19 protein-coding genes are annotated in these 17,954 nt (G+C 68.2%); 6 read left to right on the forward strand and 13 right to left on the reverse strand.

Translation table 11 applies throughout. From position 1 onward, the window contains the following. Position 1: 1 nt before the first annotated feature. The 6 genes from Q0581_RS11715 to Q0581_RS11740 all read right to left on the reverse strand — a co-directional run bounded on the left by Q0581_RS11715 (position 2) and on the right by Q0581_RS11740 (position 4,995). Positions 2 to 1,090, reverse strand: a complete 1,089-nt coding sequence (locus Q0581_RS11715; protein ID WP_298700497.1) for a phosphotransferase family protein — start codon at positions 1,088 to 1,090, stop codon at positions 2 to 4. Continuing rightward, the gene (gene glpK, locus Q0581_RS11720; protein WP_298700499.1) at positions 1,087 to 2,574 is read right to left on the reverse strand and encodes a glycerol kinase GlpK; all 1,488 of its coding nucleotides are present in this window, start codon (positions 2,572 to 2,574) and stop codon (positions 1,087 to 1,089) included. Before glpK ends, Q0581_RS11715 begins: the two co-directional genes overlap by 4 nt. A gap of 32 nt (positions 2,575 to 2,606) precedes the next feature. After that, the gene (locus Q0581_RS11725) at positions 2,607 to 3,215 is read right to left on the reverse strand and encodes a DUF6655 family protein (protein ID WP_298700501.1); all 609 of its coding nucleotides are present in this window, start codon (positions 3,213 to 3,215) and stop codon (positions 2,607 to 2,609) included. After that, complete coding sequence (locus Q0581_RS11730; RefSeq protein ID WP_298700503.1) at positions 3,215 to 3,655, reverse strand: VOC family protein; 441 nt, start codon at positions 3,653 to 3,655, stop codon at positions 3,215 to 3,217. Before Q0581_RS11730 ends, Q0581_RS11725 begins: the two co-directional genes overlap by 1 nt. 119 nt (positions 3,656 to 3,774) lie before the next feature. Next, positions 3,775 to 4,311: a carboxymuconolactone decarboxylase family protein gene (locus Q0581_RS11735; RefSeq protein ID WP_298700505.1), complete on the reverse strand. Its 537-nt coding sequence runs from the start codon at positions 4,309 to 4,311 to the stop codon at positions 3,775 to 3,777. A 129-nt stretch (positions 4,312 to 4,440) separates the two neighbouring features. After that, positions 4,441 to 4,995 (reverse strand): peroxiredoxin, encoded by a 555-nt coding sequence (locus Q0581_RS11740; protein WP_298700507.1) that lies wholly within the window; start codon positions 4,993 to 4,995, stop codon positions 4,441 to 4,443. A 161-nt stretch (positions 4,996 to 5,156) separates the two neighbouring features. Here Q0581_RS11740 and Q0581_RS11745 point away from each other — a divergent pair, with 161 nt between their 5' ends. Beyond that, a complete protein-coding gene (locus Q0581_RS11745) occupies positions 5,157 to 6,053 on the forward strand; it encodes a hydrogen peroxide-inducible genes activator (RefSeq protein ID WP_298700570.1) in 897 nt (298 codons plus the stop codon). 19 nt (positions 6,054 to 6,072) lie between these two features. Here Q0581_RS11745 and Q0581_RS11750 read toward each other — a convergent pair whose 3' ends face one another. The 6 genes from Q0581_RS11750 to sdhC form a co-directional block, all read right to left on the reverse strand. Further along, positions 6,073 to 6,393 carry a 2Fe-2S iron-sulfur cluster-binding protein gene (locus Q0581_RS11750; protein ID WP_298700509.1) on the reverse strand — a complete coding sequence of 107 codons (321 nt, stop codon included), beginning with the start codon at positions 6,391 to 6,393 and terminating at the stop codon, positions 6,073 to 6,075. Between the two features lie 66 nt (positions 6,394 to 6,459). Continuing rightward, complete coding sequence (locus Q0581_RS11755; protein ID WP_298700511.1) at positions 6,460 to 7,425, reverse strand: DUF4268 domain-containing protein; 966 nt, start codon at positions 7,423 to 7,425, stop codon at positions 6,460 to 6,462. A 20-nt stretch (positions 7,426 to 7,445) separates the two neighbouring features. Then, positions 7,446 to 8,249: a succinate dehydrogenase iron-sulfur subunit gene (locus Q0581_RS11760; protein WP_298700512.1), complete on the reverse strand. Its 804-nt coding sequence runs from the start codon at positions 8,247 to 8,249 to the stop codon at positions 7,446 to 7,448. A 7-nt stretch (positions 8,250 to 8,256) separates the two neighbouring features. Beyond that, the gene (gene sdhA / locus Q0581_RS11765; protein WP_298700514.1) at positions 8,257 to 10,044 is read right to left on the reverse strand and encodes a succinate dehydrogenase flavoprotein subunit; all 1,788 of its coding nucleotides are present in this window, start codon (positions 10,042 to 10,044) and stop codon (positions 8,257 to 8,259) included. Positions 10,045 to 10,051: 7 nt separating this feature from the next. Then, positions 10,052 to 10,456: a succinate dehydrogenase, hydrophobic membrane anchor protein gene (sdhD, locus tag Q0581_RS11770; RefSeq protein ID WP_298700515.1), complete on the reverse strand. Its 405-nt coding sequence runs from the start codon at positions 10,454 to 10,456 to the stop codon at positions 10,052 to 10,054. Beyond that, the gene (sdhC, locus tag Q0581_RS11775) at positions 10,453 to 10,926 is read right to left on the reverse strand and encodes a succinate dehydrogenase, cytochrome b556 subunit (RefSeq protein ID WP_298700517.1); all 474 of its coding nucleotides are present in this window, start codon (positions 10,924 to 10,926) and stop codon (positions 10,453 to 10,455) included. The genes sdhD and sdhC overlap by 4 nt, the downstream gene beginning before the upstream one ends. 143 nt (positions 10,927 to 11,069) lie before the next feature. On the opposite strand from sdhC, the gene Q0581_RS11780 reads away from it, so the two are divergent. The 4 genes from Q0581_RS11780 (at position 11,070) to Q0581_RS11795 (ending at position 15,088) form a co-directional block, all read left to right on the forward strand. Further along, complete coding sequence (locus Q0581_RS11780) at positions 11,070 to 11,624, forward strand: hypothetical protein (protein ID WP_298700519.1); 555 nt, start codon at positions 11,070 to 11,072, stop codon at positions 11,622 to 11,624. Positions 11,625 to 11,701: 77 nt separating this feature from the next. Further along, positions 11,702 to 13,483, forward strand: a complete 1,782-nt coding sequence (locus tag Q0581_RS11785) for an ATP-binding protein (RefSeq protein ID WP_298700521.1) — start codon at positions 11,702 to 11,704, stop codon at positions 13,481 to 13,483. Then, positions 13,480 to 14,667 carry an NAD(P)/FAD-dependent oxidoreductase gene (locus Q0581_RS11790; RefSeq protein WP_298700522.1) on the forward strand — a complete coding sequence of 396 codons (1,188 nt, stop codon included), beginning with the start codon at positions 13,480 to 13,482 and terminating at the stop codon, positions 14,665 to 14,667. The genes Q0581_RS11785 and Q0581_RS11790 overlap by 4 nt, the downstream gene beginning before the upstream one ends. Positions 14,668 to 14,734: 67 nt before the next feature. Further along, the gene (locus tag Q0581_RS11795) at positions 14,735 to 15,088 is read left to right on the forward strand and encodes a zf-TFIIB domain-containing protein (protein WP_298700524.1); all 354 of its coding nucleotides are present in this window, start codon (positions 14,735 to 14,737) and stop codon (positions 15,086 to 15,088) included. Between the two features lie 13 nt (positions 15,089 to 15,101). Here Q0581_RS11795 and Q0581_RS11800 read toward each other — a convergent pair whose 3' ends face one another. Next, positions 15,102 to 16,814 carry a hypothetical protein gene (locus tag Q0581_RS11800; protein WP_298700525.1) on the reverse strand — a complete coding sequence of 571 codons (1,713 nt, stop codon included), beginning with the start codon at positions 16,812 to 16,814 and terminating at the stop codon, positions 15,102 to 15,104. Between the two features lie 247 nt (positions 16,815 to 17,061). Here Q0581_RS11800 and Q0581_RS11805 point away from each other — a divergent pair, with 247 nt between their 5' ends. Beyond that, positions 17,062 to 17,763 (forward strand): IPTL-CTERM sorting domain-containing protein, encoded by a 702-nt coding sequence (locus Q0581_RS11805; RefSeq protein ID WP_298700527.1) that lies wholly within the window; start codon positions 17,062 to 17,064, stop codon positions 17,761 to 17,763. The last annotated feature ends 191 nt before the right edge of the window (positions 17,764 to 17,954 follow it).

Genomic DNA, 17,954 nt, shown 5'->3' on the forward strand with positions numbered 1-17,954 from the left:
TTCAGGCCCCGGCCTTCTTCGCGAAGGACCAAGCGGCGGCTGACAACGGCTGGACCTGGGCGGCCATGGTCTTCGCATGGGCGCTGGCGGCGGTGCCGTCGCGCACCCGGCCGGCGATGCCCTGGCAGATGGCCGCCAGGCGGAACAGGTTGTAGGCCGTCAGCCAGTCCAGGTTTTGCGGCCGATCCCCGCCGCGCCGGGCGACATAGCGATCGACCGTCTCTTCGACCGACGGAATCCCCAGCGCCTTCAGGTCCGCACCCGCCAGTCCGTTGCGCATCGACGCGGGAATGGCCCAGGCGATCAACAGATAGGACAGGTCCGCCATCGGATCGCCCAGGGTCGACAACTCCCAGTCCAGCACCGCCAGGACGCGCGGCCGGTCGGGCGCCAGGATCATATTGTCCAGGCGGAAATCGCCATGGACGATGCGCGCCGGCGCCTCGGGCGGCAGGCTGTCGGGTAGGAAGACGATCAGCCGGTCCATCTCGGGGATCGGTCCGGTTTCGGAGGCCCGATACTGTTTGGTCCAGCGCCCGACCTGGCGCGCGAAATAGTTGCCCGGCGGGCCATAGTCGCCCAGGCCCAGCTCGACCGGATCGAAGCCGTGCAGATCGGCCAAAGCATCCGTCTGGGCCTCATAGATGGCGCGGCGTTCGCCCGGCGTCAGACCCGGCAGTTTCAGATCCCAGAACACCCGGCCGTCGACCCGGTCCATCACATAGAAGATCGAGCCGATGACCGCTTCGTCCAGGCACAGCCCATGGGGCCGGGCCACCGGATAGCCGCGCCCGTGCAGGGCCGAGATGACGCGGAACTCGCGGTCCACGGCGTGGGCGCTGGCCAGCAGTGTCCCCGGCGGCTTGCGGCGCAGCACATAGGCGCCCGAGGGCGTGGTCAGCTCATAGGTCGGGTTCGACTGCCCGCCCTTGAACTGGCGGACGGTCAGCGGCCCGCGATAGCCGGCGACATGGTCGGCCATCCAGGCGTCCAGCCGCTCGGCGTCCAGCACATAGCGGGGATCGACCTCGCGCGTGCCGGAGAAGGCGGCCTGAGGGTCAGACTGGGGATCTTGAACAGCGTCGGTCATTGCGCCGCGATGATGGCCGCCTGCACCGCCGCGCGCCAGCCCTTCAGCAGCCGTTCGCGCTCATCGTCGCCCATGCGCGGGGCCCACCGGGCCGGGGCCTGGGCCACGCCGGGCGACAGGTCGGGAACAAGCCCCGCGCCCAGGGCCGCCAGACGCGCCGCGCCCAGGGCCGTCATCTCCTGAAAGGCGGGCCGTTCGACCTCGACCTGACAGATGTCGGCCACGAACTGCATGGCGAAGGCGTTGGCGGTGACCCCGCCGTCCACCTTCAGCGTCTTCAACGGCGGCGCCCCGTCGTCGGCCAAGGCGTCCAACAGGTCGCGCGTCTGATAGGCCAGGGCCTCCAGCGCCGCGCGCACGAAATGGGCCGGGCCGGCGTCACGGGTCAGGCCCACGACCGCCCCCCTTGCTTCGGCCTTCCACCAGGGCGCGCCCAGGCCGGTGAAGCCCGGCACCAGATAGACCCCGCCGTTGTCGGGCAGGCTCTGCGCCATCGCCTCGGACTGGCGGCTTTCGGAGATCATCCGGGCGCCGTCGCGCAGCCACTGGATCGCCGATCCGGCCGAGAAGATCGAGCCTTCCAGCGCATAGGCCGTGGCCCCGCCCGCCCGATAGGCCAGGGTGCCCAGCAGCCGCCGGGTCGAGGCCACCGGCTCGGCCCCGACATTGGCGACCAGGAAGGCGCCGGTGCCATAGGTGATCTTGGCGTCGCCGGGGTTCAGGGCGCCGTGGCCGACCAGGGCCGCCTGCTGGTCCCCCGCCGCCCCGGTGATGGCCAGGGCCTCGCCGAACAGGCTGGGATCGCACACGCCCAGGGGCTCGGCGCAGCCCATGATGGCGGGCAGGGCCTGGCGGGGAACCTTGAACAGGGCGCACAGATCGTCGCGCCATTGCAGGGTCTTAAGGTCCATCAGCGAGGTGCGGCTGGCGTTGGTGGCGTCGGTGACATGGGCCACCCCGCCCGTCAGCTTCCAGATCAGCCAGCTTTCGATGGTGCCCAGCTTCACCTCGCCGCGCTCGGCCCGGTCACGCGCGCCCGGCACGGCGTCCAGAAGCCAGGCGTATTTGGTCGCCGAGAAATAGGGGTCCAGGATCAGGCCGGTCGCGGCCTGGACCGCCGCCTCATGCCCCGCCTCGGTCAGGGCGGCGGTGACCCCCGCCGTGCGCCGGTCCTGCCAGACGATGGCCCGATGCAGGGGTTCGCCCGTCGCGGCGTCCCAGATCACCGAGGTCTCGCGCTGGTTGGTGATGCCGATGACGGCGAAACGGCCCACGCCGCCCGCCTTCTTGATCACCTCGCGGCAGGTCTGAAGCGTGGCGGCCCATATCTCGGCGGCGTCATGCTCGACCCAGCCCGAGGCGGGAAAATGCTGGGCCAGCTCGATCTGGCTGACGGCGACGGGCGACAGGTCGCCGTCCGGGCCCAGCTCGAAGGCGATGGCGCGGGTCGAGGTGGTGCCCTGGTCGATGGAAAGGATCAGCATGCCGCCATTAAGGCCGCACGGATCGCCGCCGTCTAGAATTCCTTCCAGGACGATCCCGGATCGCGCTCGCCCGGATTGGCCGAGGTCTGGCCCCAACTGACCACCATCAGCGCCTTGTGGCTGCGGATGCGATAGCGGCCGATCATTGGGCTGACGGCGCCCAGGGGCGCGCCCGTGCGGGCGTCATAGAGGAAGCCCGAAAACTCGGCCACGCCCATGCGATCGCGCCGGGAATAGACCGACAGTTCCGGCAGGGAGACGACGTTCAGGTTCTCGTTGATCGGGATCCGCATCTCGGGCAGGCCGACGACACGCCGCATCTGCTCCAGCGACAGGGCGCCGGCGCGGATCTCGAAGATGGCGTCGGACTGGTTGCGGTCGGTGGCCAGGCGATAGCCGGCGTCCGACAGTGAGGCGCGAATGGCGCTGACGGCATAGGCGCCGTTGTCGACGCGGAAATAGACGTCATCGACGAAGATGCGCGCGCCCTGCGGAATGGGCAGGATCAGCCCCTCGGCCGCGCGGTCGGCGGCGCGCGCCAGCAGCAGCTGTTCGGTCGCGGTGCGGCCGGTGTTGGATTCGGTGGTCGAGGCGCAGCCGGAAACGATCAGGGCGGCGACCAGCAGGCAGAGGCCGCGCATCACCAGCTTCCCGTGTTCGGCATGGAGGCCCAGGGCTCGGCCGGGGCCAGGCGCTCGCCCGCCTGCAGCAGTTCGACCGAAATGCCGTCGGGCGAGCGGACGAAGGCCATATAGCCATCGCGCGGCGGCCGGTTGATCAGCACGCCCCCGTCCATCAGCCGCTGGCAGGCGGCATAGATGTCGTCGACCTCATAGGCCAGGTGTCCGAAGTTCCGGCCGCCGGAATAGACTTCACCGTCCCAGTTCCAGGTCAGCTCCAGTTCGGGCGACTTCTCGGCCCGGGCGCGGTCCTGATCGACCGGCGCGGCCAGATAGACCAGGGTGAACCGCCCCGCCTCGCTTTCGGTGCGGCGGGTCTCGATCAGGCCCAGCAGATCGCGCCAGAACCGCAGCGAAACATCGAGGTCCGATACGCGGACCATGGTGTGCAGATAACGCATGGACAAAGGGCTCCGGTCCCGGTCGGGGCAGGCAGGCTATAGCGGCAAACCGTGAACAAGCCCGACTCAATTCGGGTAACGGTTGTGTCAGCCGTCCGGCCGGGACGGAGCGGTCGGGATCAGCCCTGGGCGGCCTCGGCGGCGGCGACCACGCGCGACGCGGCATGGACCACGGCGCCGATGCGCAGGGCGGCCTGGATCTGGGTGTTGGCCATGCCGTGCTTGCGCAGTTCGCCCTCGTGGGCGTCCAGGCAGGCGCCGCAGCCGTTGATGGCCGAGACGGCGGTGGACCATAGCTCGAAGTCCAGCTTGTCTACGCCCGGATTGGCGATGACGTTCATCCGCAGATTGGCCGGCAGCGTCGTGTACTCCTGGTTCTTCATCAGGTGCAGCGAGCGGTAGTAGATGTTGTTCATGCCCATGATGGCCGCGGCCGCGCGGGCGGCGTCGGCGGCTTCGGTCGACAGGCCGGCGGCGCTGGCGGCGGCCTCGATCTGGCGCACCACGGCAGGCGTGCCGATGGCGTGGGCCGAGGCCAGGAAGGCGCCCCACTTCTGCTGTTCGTTCAAAACCGTCTCGCCCGCCAGGGACGACAGGTTCAGCGAAATGTCCTTGGCGTAGGACGGGATCAGGTCGCGCAGGGCGTCGATGGACATTGTTCTAGTTCCCTTCGGGAAGCGGCTAACGCTCACGCCGCGGGCGCTCGCTGCTTGAGCCGCGAGGATAGGATGGGGGCGAGCGACGGGCGCGATCTCTCGCCACCGGCCGCTCGCCACTGACCACGCTTAGGCCGCCAGCGTGTCGCCGCCGACCGGGCGGTTGCAGGGGCACAGTTCGTCGGTCTGCAGGGCGTCGACCACCCGCAGGGTGTCGGCCGGGGCGCGACCCACGTTCAGGTTGGTGACATAGACGTGCTGGACCACATTGTGCGGATCGACCACGAAGGTGGCGCGCAGGGCGACGCCTTCGGCCTCGTCCAGAATGCCCAAGGCGCGGGCCAGCTTGCCGCCGTTGTCGGCGAACTGCCAGATCGGCAGCTTGTTCAGGTCGGCGTGGTCGCGGCGCCAGGCCAGCTTGGTGAACTCATTGTCGGTCGAGCCGCCCAGGACGACGGTGTCGCGGTCCTCGAAATCCTTGCCCAGACGGGCGAACTCGGCGATCTCGGTCGGGCAGACGAAGGTGAAGTCCTTCGGATAGAAGAAGATGACCTTCCACTTGCCGGGGAAGCTGTCGTTGGTCACGGCCTCGAACGCCGACTGGCCGTTCTCTTCGTGGCTGTTGAAGCCCGGCTTGACGCCGATGATCTTGAATTCGGGAAGTTTTTCACCAACGCCGAGCATTGCGGTCTCCGTCGCATAAAAGGGTGTGTCGCTGCGGCGAAGAGCTGTTCCCCGCGCCGTCGAAAGGGGAAATGGGCCGCGACGGCATCAAAGTCAAATCGATCATTTTGTCCATCAGCATAAGATGGACTTATGAAAACCGCCGCGCCATCATGGCGGCCATGTTGCCCAGCCTGCGCCAGCTCCAGTATCTGAAACTGCTCGCCGAGCACGCCTCGTTCAGCCGCGCGGCCGAAGCGGCGCATGTCAGCCAGCCGGCCCTGTCGGCGGGCATCCAGGAGCTGGAACGCATCCTGGGCGCGCCGGTGGTCGAGCGCACGCGCGGCGCCGTCATCCTGACCGCCGTGGGCGAAGAGGCGGTGGTCCGGGCCGAGGACGTGCTGGCCCGCACCGAAGACATGGTCGAGGCGGCGCGCAACGCCGGGCGGCCGCTGACGGGCCGGTTCCGCCTGGGCGTCATCCCGACCATCGCGCCCTTTCTGCTGCCCGCCACCCTGCCGGGGCTGAAGGCGGCCTATCCCGATCTGCGGCTGTTCATCCGCGAGGATCTGACCCCGCGCCTGGTGACGGAACTGAAGGCCGGGCGGCTGGATGCGGCGGTCATCGCCCTACCTTACGACACCGCCGGGCTGCGCCATGCGCGCATCGGCTTCGACGAGATCGTGGCCGCCGCCCCGGCCGGTCACCCCCTGGCCCAGGCCGAAACCCTGCGGCCGGGCGCCCTGGACGCCCAGGATCTGATCCTGCTGGAGGACGGCCATTGCCTGCGCGACCAGGCCCTGGCGGCCTTCGACCTGGAGGCGCCGCGCGGTGACGACGTCTTCGCCGCCACCAGCCTGCATACCCTGGTTCAGATGGTCGGCTCGGGCCTGGGGGTCAGCTTCCTGCCCCAGATGGCGGTGCGGGCGGGCCTGGCCGACAGTCCCGGCATCGCCGTGCGCCGCATTCAGGGCCGCAAGGATGGTCCGCCCAGCCGCGAGATCGTCGTGGCCTGGCGCTCCGGCTCAAGCCGCGCGGCCGAGGCCAGGCTGCTGGCCGAGGCCCTGACGCTGGACTGACGCCGGTCCGAGATCGAGGTCAGTGCTGGCTTTCGGGCAGGCGCACGACCAGGCCGTCCAGATCGTCGTTGACGCGGATCTGGCACGACAGGCGGCTGTTGGGCTGGACCCCATCGGCGAAGTCCAGCATCGATTCCTCCATGGCCGAAGGGCGGCCGGTCACGTCGTGGAAGGCTTCGTCCACATAGACGTGGCAGGTGGCGCAGGCGCAGGCGCCGCCGCAGTCGGCGTCGATGCCCGGCACATTGTTGCGGATGGCGCCTTCCATCACCGACAGGCCGTTGCGCACCTCGACCTGATGCTCGGTCCCGTCGTTCTCGATATAGGTGATCTTGGTCATGAACTTTCAGGCGGTGGTCTGAGCCAAAGGTCGATCGAGGCGAACCTCGGTGGCGGCATCTAGCCGTCAGTCCGGCTCGTAGCCGAGAACCAAGGTCTTGATGTGCGGTTTTAGAACCTGACTCAAGCGGTTCATCGCCTCAATCTGCTGAGTTTGGATATCATCCCACGTATCCTCCGGCGCACGATATCCACCAATCGTCAGCCGTGCGCGAACGCGACTGGCGCGCCCTTCGTCCAGCCTCTCCCAACTTAAAGCTTGGCCGAAGTCGGTTTCTATTTGATCGCGTTTGGCGAACAGTTGATCGAATATGGATTTATTCTCCGCTTCCGATCCCTTGCCACGGTCGATGTAGAGTTCAGCGCTGCAGTCGTTCTGGGTGACAACATAGTTCAGCCCGAGACCTCGCGTTCCCGAACTGACCCCGATGTAGGAGTGCGGACCAGGCGTGATGTGGCTGTGCAGGCGCGCTTCAGGACGGGACACCAATCGCGTCCACCAACCTTGCCGCACGTCGTGGCGCTCAGCGTACTCGCGCTTACTTCGGGACACGGCGGCGGTTTCAGCGGATGGACCAACGATCCGTGTCAACAATGGCGCAGGCGGAGAAGCGCCGATGCGTATTGCCTCGACTTTCAAAAGATAGAAGTCTGAGCTGCTCGACTCATTCAGCCAGGCGACAACCGACACATGTTCGGGCCGCGGTTCGGAAACGATCCAAACGGCGGTTTGAGCCTCCATCGCCACCATATAGGTCAGCAACTTGCCCAGATGATCGTGGTTGGACTTCTCCAGCTGGTTCTCGATGATGACTTTTCCGCCACCATCCCGTTCCGCCACAAGATCAATGCTGAAACTGCCCGCGGCCTGCTCGCGCTCAACGTTGATGAGGGACAGACCCAAGGCTTCATTTAGGACGTCGATATTGTCTTCAAGCCACCGGGTGAAATCGTAAGCTTCATGCCGCCACACCTCCCGAAGAGGCACACGTTCCAACCGACCGATGCCAATAAGAGAAGTCGTGTCACTCATAGCTTCTTAGCCCCAAAAGCTCAGGCCGGTGTCTTGGCCTTGTTCCGCGACGGGGACACCATCAGCGCCTTGGTCTCGGCGATGGCCTTGGCCGGGTTCAGTCCCTTGGGGCACACCTGGGCGCAGTTCATGATGGTGTGGCAGCGGTACAGCTTGAACGGATCCTCCAGATCGTCCAGCCGCGCCTGGGTGGCGTCGTCACGGCTGTCGGCGATCCAGCGATAGGCCTGGAGCAGGGCGGCCGGACCCAGGTATTCGGTCTGGTTCCACCAATAGCTGGGGCAGGACGTCGAGCAGCAGGCGCACAGGATGCATTCGTAAAGGCCGTCCAGCTTTTCGCGGTCCTGCGGGCTTTGCAGCCGCTCCTTCTGCGGGTCCGGCGTGTCGGACTGCAGATAGGGCTGGATGGAATCGTACTGGGCGTAGAACAGGCTCAGGTCCGTCACCAGATCCTTGACCACCGGCTGGTGCGGCAGGGGGGCGATGGCGATGGTCGAGGACCGGCATTCGTCCCAGCCCTTGGTGCAGGCCAGGGTGTTGGTCCCGTCGATATTCATCGAGCACGAACCGCAGATGCCCTCGCGGCACGACCGCCGGAAGGTCAGGGTCGGGTCGATCTCGTTCTTGATGTGGATCAGGGCGTCCAGCAGCATAGGCCCGTGGTCGTCGGCCGACACCTCATAGACATCCCAGCGCGGGGCGGCGTCCACCTCGGGATCATAGCGATAGACCTTGTAGGTCTTGACGTTCTGGGCGCCCGGCGGGGCCTTGTGCACCTTGCCGGTCGTGGGCTTCGAGCCCTTGGGGAGGGTGAGCTGAACCATCGGGGCCTCAGTACTTCCGCTCTTTGGGCGGGATGTAGTCCACGTCCTTGGTCATGGTGTAGCTGTGGACCGGGCGGTAATCGATCTTCGACTGGCCCTTGGCCTCGTCCAGCCACGACAGGGTGTGTTTCATCCAGTTGGCGTCGTCGCGATCCGGGTAGTCTTCGCGCGCGTGGGCGCCGCGGCTTTCGGTGCGGTTCAGGGCGCCCTCGATGGTCACCACCGCCTGGCCGATCAGATTGTCGTATTCCAGCGTCTCGACCAGATCGGTGTTCCAGATCATGCCGCGATCGGTGGTCTTGATGTCGTCCGAGGCCTTGAACACCTCGCGCACGCGCTTGACGCCCTGCTCCAGGGTTTCGCCGGTGCGGAAGACGGCGGCGTCTTCCTGCATGGCCTTCTGCATGGCCAGGCGCAGATGGGCGGTCGGGGTCGAGCCCGAGGCGTTGCGGAACCGGTCCAGCCGCGCCAGGTGGCCGTCGGTGGCCGAGGCGGGGGCGTCGGGAACGGCGCTGGCCTTGTCGACCGTCTCGCCGGCGCGCAGGCCCGCCGCGCGGCCGAACACCACCAGGTCGATCAGGCTGTTGGAGCCCAGGCGGTTGGCGCCGTGCACCGAGACGCAGGCCGCCTCGCCCACCGCCATCAGGCCGGGCACCACGGCGTCCGGATCGTCGCCGCGCTTGGTCAGCACCTCGCCGTGATAGTTGGTCGGGATGCCGCCCATATTGTAGTGGACGGTCGGCAGGACGGGGATCGGCTGGTGCGTCACGTCCACGCCGGCGAAGATCTTGGCGCTTTCGGAAATGCCGGGCAGGCGCTGGTGGATGATCGCCGGATCCAGGTGATCCAGGTGCAGGTAGATGTGGTCCTTGTTCGGACCGACGCCGCGGCCCTCGCGGATCTCGATGGTCATGGAGCGCGAAACCATGTCGCGCGGGGCCAGGTCCTTCACGGTCGGCGCATAGCGCTCCATGAACCGCTCGCCCTCGGAATTGGTCAGGTATCCGCCCTCGCCGCGCACCCCCTCGGTGATCAGGCAGCCGGCGCCATAGATGCCGGTGGGGTGGAACTGGACGAACTCCATGTCCTGCAGCGGCAGGCCGGCGCGCAGCACCATGGCGTTGCCGTCGCCGGTGCAGGTGTGGGCGCTGGTGGCGCTGAAATAGGCGCGGCCGTATCCGCCGGTGGCCAGGATGGTGGTCTTGGCGCGGAAGCGGTGCAGGGTGCCGTCGTCCAGCTTCCAGGCGGTCACGCCCGTACACGCGCCGTCCTGCATGATCAGGTCCAGCGCGAAATACTCGATGAAGAACTCGACCTCGCGGCGCACCGACTGGCCGTACAGGGTGTGCAGGATGGCGTGGCCGGTGCGGTCGGCGGCGGCGCAGGTGCGCTGGACCGGCGCCTCGCCATAGTTGCGGGTCATGCCGCCGAAGGCGCGCTGATAGATCTTGCCTTCCTCGGTGCGCGAGAAGGGCACGCCCCAGTGCTCCAGCTCGTACACGGCCTGGGGCGCGTTCCGGCACAGATATTCGATGGCGTCCTGGTCGCCCAGCCAGTCGGACCCCTTGACGGTGTCGAACATGTGCCAGCGCCAGTCGTCCTCGCCCATATTGCCCAGGCTGGCGGAAATGCCGCCTTGCGCCGCCACGGTGTGGGACCGGGTCGGGAAGACCTTGGTGACGCAGGCGACCTTCAGCCCGGCCTGGGCCGCGCCCAGTGCCGCGCGCAGGCCCGAGCCGCCGGCGCCCACCACCACCACGTCATAGGCGTGATCGACGAATTCATAAGCAGCCATGACGCGCTCAGGCTCCGATGCCGGCGGGCAGCGGCGCCGAACCCAGCGCCAGCCGCACGATGAAGAAGACGCTGGCGGCCGCCAGCGCAAGGAAGACCAGATTCACCAGCGTCAGCAGCAGGGCCTTGTTGCGCGGCTGGTGGATGTAATCCTCGACGATCACCTTCCAGGCCAGGCTGGCGAAGGTGCAGAAGACCACCATGGTGATGCAGGCCAAGGTGGCGTTGACGCCATTGGCGAACCAGGCGCGCACCGCCTCATAGCCGGCGCCGGCCAGGCCATAGGCGCTGAAGGCCACCCACAGGCCCAGCGGCATCAGGATCAGCAGGGCGACCCGCTCGATGGCCCATTCGCCCGCGCCGTGACGCTGGGACACGCGCACGCCGCGCTTGTATTGGACGCGACCGCTCACAGCGACACCCTCCCCGAGGCGAACAGACCGGCCCAGAACAGGACCGCCAGCACGATCGGCCCCCAGACGGCGATGTGCGACAGCAGATTGGCGGGCTTCAGCTGCAGCGCCGCGCCCGTGTCCTGGATCAGGTGCCGCGTCCCGTTCAGGATGAAGGAGAACAGCACTAGCGTCAGGCCGAAGCCGATGAACAGGCCCAGCGGCGATCCCGCCAGGGCGTCGAACCGCGCCGCCACGTCCGGTCCACAGGCCAGAACCGCCAGCCAGCCCAGAACGATCAGGGCGCCGAAGCTGATCGCGCCGATGGTGACGCGGAACAGGATCGAGGCGGTCATGGTGATGTGCCAGCGCCAGATCTGCAGGTGCGGCGACAGGGGGCGGACATGGCCGTTGGGCTGGCGCACAAAACGGCCGGTCTGGTCCAGATCGGCTTCGTTCGTCGGATCGGCGGCGGGGGGAGGCGCTGACATGCGAATCGTTCTCAAAACCGCGTGAATTCAAGGGCCGGGGGCGAGTGAACAGGCTTTAGTGACCGGGCATGCGGCATGTCAACGCACAGGTTCCCGGCAGAGGGCCTTGCCCCGAACTTGTGACAAAGGCAGGGTCCGCCGCGATGATCGCGGTGCTGATGATGATGGGGCTGCTCGCCCAGACGCCCTATGTGCGGGCGGGCGGCGCCGAACCCTATGCCCCGCCGCCGGTCCGGCCGTTCGAGCCGGGCGAGAGTTTCGGCCAGGAGGCGGCGACCCAGGCCGGGCCTGCGCCGGTGCGGGTCCAGCCCCTGACCCAGCCGGAAACCCTGGATCGCTTCGGCAACGGCTACAGTCCCGGCCCCCAGCCGGTCGACAGCGCCTATCAGCAGGCGGTGGCGGCGGCCGAGGCGCGGGCCGACGCCATGGCCGGGCCGCTGGACGGCGGCTGGCTGGTGATGGAGGGGGCGCGGGCGCGCGGCAGGCTGGTGCTGTCGGACCCTGGCGGCGATCGCCCGGTCGAGGGCGCCTTCAGCGCGACCGAGGGAACCGGTCGGGCCGTGGCGGTCACCGGCCGACGCGACGGGGATCATGCCGAACTGTCGGTCGGCGGGCGGCCGGTGCGGCTGGACCGCGCGGGCGACGGCTGGCGCGGCGTCTGGTCCGGCGCGCCCGTGATCCTGCAACGCGGCTTTTAGATTTCACCTCGGGCTGCGTTCACCACTTTTTCGCCCCTGACGCCTAAGGCTGGTCGCTTCGAGCGGGAGATCAGTGGTTGCAGCGTCTGTACGATTCGGTTTCGCCCCATCTGGCGACCAGCGCGCGTGAACGGCGCGGCCAGGTTCCGGTGCGTATCCTCCTGGGCCTGTTGCTGGCCTGGTCTCTGCATGCGGTCGGGCGCGACGATCTGATCCTGCCGTGGCTGGGCGTCAGCGCCGTGGTCCAGCTGTTCGAGGCCTGGGCCATGGCCCCCTTCCGACGCGGCGACCTGACCGGCCCCGACCAGGGCCGGATCGTCCTGACGGCCCTGGCGTCCACCGTCGTCATGGCGGTGGTGCATGCGGCGGCGGCCATGCTGGTCTGGCTGGCGGGCGACAAGACCCTGGCCACCGTCGCGGTGCTGATCCTGGCCGGCGGCCTGTTGAACAACATCGCCTCGGGCATCGAATCCCGCACCCTCTTCTTCCTGGGGGCCACGCCCTATCTGGTCGCGCTGGCGGCCATGCCCCTGACCCAGATGGCCGACTGGCGCTGGACGCATCTGCCGCTGCTGGCCACCTGCGTCACCCTGTTCTTCGGAGCGGTGCTGGGCGTCTGGTCGCGCACCCATGCGGCGCGCCGGTCCGAAGGCCGCGCCCTGGCCGACGCCGAGACGCGGCTGGAACAGGCCGAGACCGCCATGGCCGACCGCGCCGCCATGGCCGCCATCGTCAGCCATGAACTGCGCACCCCCGTCAGCGCCATCCTGGCCAGCGCCCAGGTGATCCGTGACCGTGGAGCGTCCGAACGCACGCCCGAAGCGGCCGATCTGATCATCGACGCCGGCCGCCTGATGACCGGCATGCTGAACGACCTGTTGGATCACTCCAAGATCGAGGCGCGCGGCATGACGCTGGAGGCGCGCGATTTCGACCTGGCCGAATTCACCGCCGAAGCCGCCCGCTTCTGGGCCGCGCCGGCGGCCGAGAAGGGGCTGAACCTGATCGCGCGCGCGCCGGCGGACCCGATCTGGCTCAAGGGCGATCCGCACCGATTGCGCCAGATCGTCAACAATCTGGTTTCCAACGCCCTGAAATTCACGCCGCGCGGCGAGGTGGTGCTGGATGTCCGCGCCGATCCGGCCACCGACGGCGGGCGCCGCCTGGTGCTGAGCGTGCGCGACCAGGGGGCGGGCATCGCCCCGGACGCCATGGCGCGGCTGTTTTCGCCCTTCGCCCAGGGGTCGGCCGAGGTGGCCCGCACATATGGCGGCACGGGGCTGGGCCTGACGGTCAGTCGCGATCTGGCCCGGCTGATGGGCGGCGATCTGACCGCCGACGGGGCTGAAGGCGGCGGGGCCGTCTTCACGCTGGAGGTGCTTCTGGCCGAGGGTCAGCCGGTGGATCGCGCCGAAGCCGCCGCCGCCGCGCCACAGGTTCTGACGCGCCGCCTGCGCGTGCTGGCCGTCGATGATCACGAGGTGAACCGCCGCACCCTGGCCCTGGTGTTGCAGCCGCTAGACGTCACGCTGAGCGCCGTCGCCAGCGGCGCCGAGGCCCTGGACCTTCTGGCGACCGAGCCGTTCGACGTGGTGCTGATGGACGTCAACATGCCTGGCATGGACGGCAATCAGGCCACCCGCCGCCTGCGCGCCGCCGCCGGGCCGAACCGTCAGGTGCCGGTGATCGGCTTCTCGGCCGGGGTCGAGCCGGCCCAGGTCGCCGCCTGCCGCGAGGCCGGCATGACCGACTGGCTCCCCAAGCCGCTGGAGCCGGCGCGCCTGTACGAAGCGCTGGAGCGGGCCATGACGCAGTCGCCCATGACGGAACCCGCGGGGGCTGATACTCAGGCGGCATGACCACGCGCGCCACCGATGTGCTGATCGTCGGCGCCGGCGCCGCAGGGATGATGTGCGCCATCGAGGCGGGCCGTCGCGGCCGCCGTGTCGTGGTCGTCGATCACGCCTCGGCGCCGGGCGAGAAGATCCGCATCTCGGGCGGCGGGCGCTGCAATTTCACCAATCTGGGCGTGGGGCTGCACGCCTTTCTGGGCGGCAATCCGCGGTTCGCCACCTCGGCCCTGAAGCGGTTCACCCAGCAGGACTTCATCAAGCGCATCGACGCCGCCGGCATCGCCTGGCACGAAAAGACGCTGGGCCAACTGTTCTGCGACGGCAGCGCCAAACAGATCATCCGCATGCTGACCGACGCCATGGCGGCGGCGGGCGTGACCCTGAAACTGGGCACGGCGGTCGAGATGGTGGAGGCGCACAGCGACGGTTTTGCCGCCCGTCTGTCGGATGGATCATCCCTGACCGCCGACGCCCTGGTGATCGCCACCGGCGGCAAGTCGATCCCCAAGATGGGGGCCACCGGCTGGGCCTATGATGTCGCGCGGCGGTTCGGCCTGGCGGTGACCGAGACGCGGCCCGCCCTGGTTCCCCTGACGTTCGAGCCGGGGTTGCTGGCCCAGACCGCGCCGCTGGCGGGCCTGTCGGTCGATGCGGTGGTGGCCCACGGACGCACCCGGTTCCGCGAGGGTCTGCTGTTCACCCATCGCGGCGTCAGCGGCCCGTCGATTCTTCAGATCAGCAGCTATTGGCGCGAGGGCGAGGCGATCACCGTGTCGATGGCGCCGGACGTCGATGTGTTCGAGACCCTGCGGGCCGCCCGCACCCAGAACGGCCGACAGGCGGCGGCGACCGCCGTGGGCCATATCGTGCCCCGACGCCTGGGCGACGCCGTGCTGGCCCAGGCGGGGGTCGCGGGCAATCTGGGCGACCTGTCGGACAAGGCCCTGCGCGCCCTGGACCAGGCGATCAACGGCTGGACGCTGAAGCCTGTCGGGTCCGAAGGCTATCGCACCGCCGAGGTCACCCTGGGCGGCGTGGACACGGCAGGCCTGGACCAGAAGACCATGGCGGCGCGCGACCGGTCCAACCTGTTCTTCATCGGCGAGGCGGTGGACGTCACCGGCTGGCTGGGCGGCTATAATTTCCAGTGGGCCTGGTCGTCAGGCTGGGCGGCGGGCCAGGTCTGCTGAGCCGATCGGTCGCATGGCGCGCCGCCATGGACAGGGCCAAATCCGCAGTCCGACAGCGGAGTTTTCGATGCCCCTTCTGATGTGCCCGAACGACAATGCGCCGATGCAGACGCTGGAGCGATCCGGCGTCCAGTTCGACATGTGCCCGACCTGCCGAGGCGTCTGGCTGGACCGGGGCGAGCTGGAGAAGCTGATGGAAGGCGCGACCGCCGAGGGGCGCGCCGCCGCGCCGGCCCCGGCGCCGCAACAGGCCGCGCCCTATCCGCCCGCCCAGCCCTATCCGCCTCAAACCTATCCGCCTCAGGGTTATCGCGACGAGCGCCGCCCCGAACATCGCGGCCACGACGACCGCTATCGGCGCGACGACGACTATCGCTACAAGAAGAAGAAGCGCCTCGACATCTTCGACATCTTCGACTGAGCCGTCGACCGGATCAGGCCGCCAGGCCGGCCGACTTCATCAGCGGCCGCAAGGCCGTCAGCACCTGGGGTTCGGCCCCCAGGGCCGCGCGTGATTCCGGCAGACGCAGCAGCTTGATCGCCTCGACCCGCGCCCGGTCGGCGGCCGGTCCGGTCGGCGCGGTCTCGCCCGCCGCGATCCGCAGCAGGACGGCCAGCTTCTGCACCACCGGGGCCGGGGCGCGCGCCAGCTGGGTCGTCAGGCGGCTTTCGGCCTCGACCATGCCGCCCACGGCGCCGATGACGGCGCAGATCGCCTGTTCATCGTGTTCCGACAGATTGGCGGTGCGCACCGCCCGTTGCAGTTCCGCCAGAACGCCCAGCTTCTGGGCCGCGGTGCCGCCCGCCTGGCGCATCTCGGTCTCGAACCGCAGCGAGCCGACGCAGGCCTGAAGCCAGCGCGCGGCCGAGCGCTTGTTGGCGGCGCCGGTGACGTTCTCGCACAGGCGGGTCAGCATCTCGGCCTCGCACAGCACGGTGTCGCAAGCCTTGACATAGGCCGCCACGAAGTCGGCCGTGATCAGGATCTTGGACCGCTCGACGAAGGCGTTCTGGACCTCTTCCAGCGTCAGCAGCCGCCCGGCGGTGGCGGTCAGGGTGGTGGCCAGGGCGCGCAGGATGTCGATCTCGCCGGGCGCGTCGCTGGGGCGCAGGCGGCGCGGGCTCATCAGTTCGCGCAACACCATCCGCGCCAGGGACGAGGCCAGCAGGGGGAAGTCCCCGGCCGCCAGGCGCGCGCCCAGCCGCTGGGCCGGCCCGTCGACGGGCGGGATCATCAGCGCCAGCTTGGGGTCGGCCCGGATCACGATGCCGACCTCGGCCGGAGCGGCCATGCGCACCACGGCCGCCAGACTGGCGCCCTGATCCAGCGCCGGACCCAGGATTTCGGCCAGGGAGGTTCGCTGGGACAGCATCTCGCACAGCAGTTGCTCGACCGGCACCAGGGCCAGGGCGCGCGGCGGGCCGTCCATCGGCGCCCCGTCGGCGATGTCCATCAGGCGATCCAGGCGCTGCCGGGCGCCGCGCACATCGGCCATGGCCGCGCACACCGCCCCGCCCATGGCGAAAGCGCGATCGGCCTGACCCGCCAGCTTGTGCGCGACATCGGCCACCGAGCGCTGGCTCAGGTCGGCGAACAGCCCCTTGCGGCCCGCCAGAACCAGCCGCTCGATCGCCTTTTCGGCCAGGCGCTGATAGTGGCGCACCAGATCGTGGACGGTCTGGCCCGTGGCCTGGCTTTCCGGCACGGCCACCTTCTGGATGGCGTGTTGCAGCTCGACGCCCGAGGCTTCCAGTTTTTCGACCAGATCGGGTCTGTGCAGCAGTTCGAACGCGGTGGCCCCGTTGCGGCTGAGCCAGTCCTCCAGCACCCGTCCGATCAGTTCGCGCGCATGCGGGGCGTAGAGATCCTGGGGATTGTTGCACGAGGGGCCGGCGTCCTCCTCGGACACCAGACGCTTGCGTTTCACCTCGGGCGCGCCCTTGGTCAGCACCGTGGTGCTGGCGAAGGCCATGGTGTCGGGGTCCAGAGTCTCCTTGGTCACGCGCACGGCGGCGGCGCGGTCGTCCTTCAGCAGCTCCTCGGCCGTCTCGACCGCGGCCTTGCGGTCCTCGGTCGCCATCAGCAGCGACCACGGCGCTGGCGCCGTCTTGCGGATATAGACTTCGTAATGGACGGGACCGGCCATGACACGCTTTCAGATACTGGGACCGGCAAGGTGGCACGAGAGGGTTTAAGGCGGGGTTTCGTGACCCCACACCCGTCGCGGATGGCCCTTAAAGGTTTCAGCCGTCATTCCCGACGCCTTCGCTCCCATTCAGCTCAAAAAACGCTGTTGCCTATTTGGCGCAGGCGAGAGGCGTTCCAGGCTGAGTGAAGAAACACCTCGTTGGCGAACGCTGTCTGGAGTAGGGACTTGGAAGGGAGAGAAATTCATGAACAAGTTCATATATCCGATAGCATTTATGGCCTTCGTCCTTGGCCTGTTGTTCGCCGGGGCTGCGGCGGCGCAGGCGACCTACACCTTCATGCCGCCCGGGAACTACACCGTCGTCCAACCTGATGCGACGCCGGGTTGCAGCATCGCCCCTTGCGCAGATTATACGGCGGGTATGACGGTAACGGGCAGCTTCACGACGGCCAGCGTCCTGCCGCCGAATTTCTCTGGCAACGCCTATCCTCTGCTGCAGAGCTTCAGCTTCAACGATGGCTTGACCACCTATGCATCTTCGGACGCGCAGGTGACGGTGCGCTATTTCGATCTGACCACGGATGCAACCGGTGCAATAACCGGCTTCAACGTCCTCATTCAGCGCTGGCGAACGGCGACGCCGACGGTGGGGTCGGGCGCTGTCGATAATCGATTTGACATGGTTCAGATGACTGGAGTTTTGACGGCTGGGGAAAACGAGATGGAATGCGCCTTCGCCATCGGGGCGTCGCCCGGCGCCGCCGTGCCCAACAGCTGCACGGGCTGGCAGGGTTCGTTGGATTACACCTACGCCACCGCTCCTGTCGGTTCGTTCGTTCTGACGGCGGCGGTTCCGACTCTTTCGGAATGGGCGATGATTCTGTTTGGCGTACTGCTGGCTGGGGGCGCGGCCCTGATGGTCCAGCGTCGGCGGATGGCGGCCTGATATTGTGATCTGAGACGACTGAGGCCTCGACCGAAGACGGTCGGGGCCTTTTTCCGACCCGCCCCTGCACGCATCTCCACGCGGCGCGAAGCCCCGCCGGGCAGGGCGAGGCCCGACGAAGCCCGGAGCTTGCACCCCTGAGGCGCCACCCCCATTTCCGGCTGCCTAAATCTAACCGCGATCCCGTAGAA

It is taken from the genome of uncultured Brevundimonas sp., assembly GCF_937863155.1.
In the GTDB taxonomy this organism is placed as follows: Bacteria; Pseudomonadota; Alphaproteobacteria; order Caulobacterales; family Caulobacteraceae; genus Brevundimonas.

What these genes read in the sequence shown, in the direction of transcription:
- sdhA (WP_298700514.1), bottom strand. Translation starts at nt 10,044, where the DNA reads ATGGCTGCTTATGAATTCGTCGATCACGCCTATGACGTGGTGGTGGTG.
- glpK (WP_298700499.1), bottom strand. Translation starts at nt 2,574, where the DNA reads ATGCTGATCCTTTCCATCGACCAGGGCACCACCTCGACCCGCGCCATC.
- Q0581_RS11735 (WP_298700505.1), bottom strand. Translation starts at nt 4,311, where the DNA reads ATGTCCATCGACGCCCTGCGCGACCTGATCCCGTCCTACGCCAAGGAC.
- Q0581_RS11745 (WP_298700570.1), top strand. Translation starts at nt 5,157, where the DNA reads ATGTTGCCCAGCCTGCGCCAGCTCCAGTATCTGAAACTGCTCGCCGAG.
- Q0581_RS11715 (WP_298700497.1), bottom strand. Translation starts at nt 1,090, where the DNA reads ATGACCGACGCTGTTCAAGATCCCCAGTCTGACCCTCAGGCCGCCTTC.
- Q0581_RS11740 (WP_298700507.1), bottom strand. Translation starts at nt 4,995, where the DNA reads ATGCTCGGCGTTGGTGAAAAACTTCCCGAATTCAAGATCATCGGCGTC.
- Q0581_RS11755 (WP_298700511.1), bottom strand. Translation starts at nt 7,425, where the DNA reads ATGAGTGACACGACTTCTCTTATTGGCATCGGTCGGTTGGAACGTGTG.
- Q0581_RS11800 (WP_298700525.1), bottom strand. Translation starts at nt 16,814, where the DNA reads ATGGCCGGTCCCGTCCATTACGAAGTCTATATCCGCAAGACGGCGCCA.
- Q0581_RS11750 (WP_298700509.1), bottom strand. Translation starts at nt 6,393, where the DNA reads ATGACCAAGATCACCTATATCGAGAACGACGGGACCGAGCATCAGGTC.
- Q0581_RS11790 (WP_298700522.1), top strand. Translation starts at nt 13,480, where the DNA reads ATGACCACGCGCGCCACCGATGTGCTGATCGTCGGCGCCGGCGCCGCA.
- Q0581_RS11730 (WP_298700503.1), bottom strand. Translation starts at nt 3,655, where the DNA reads ATGCGTTATCTGCACACCATGGTCCGCGTATCGGACCTCGATGTTTCG.
- Q0581_RS11805 (WP_298700527.1), top strand. Translation starts at nt 17,062, where the DNA reads ATGAACAAGTTCATATATCCGATAGCATTTATGGCCTTCGTCCTTGGC.
- Q0581_RS11780 (WP_298700519.1), top strand. Translation starts at nt 11,070, where the DNA reads ATGATCGCGGTGCTGATGATGATGGGGCTGCTCGCCCAGACGCCCTAT.
- Q0581_RS11795 (WP_298700524.1), top strand. Translation starts at nt 14,735, where the DNA reads ATGCCCCTTCTGATGTGCCCGAACGACAATGCGCCGATGCAGACGCTG.
- Q0581_RS11725 (WP_298700501.1), bottom strand. Translation starts at nt 3,215, where the DNA reads ATGCGCGGCCTCTGCCTGCTGGTCGCCGCCCTGATCGTTTCCGGCTGC.
- Q0581_RS11760 (WP_298700512.1), bottom strand. Translation starts at nt 8,249, where the DNA reads ATGGTTCAGCTCACCCTCCCCAAGGGCTCGAAGCCCACGACCGGCAAG.
- sdhC (WP_298700517.1), bottom strand. Translation starts at nt 10,926, where the DNA reads ATGTCAGCGCCTCCCCCCGCCGCCGATCCGACGAACGAAGCCGATCTG.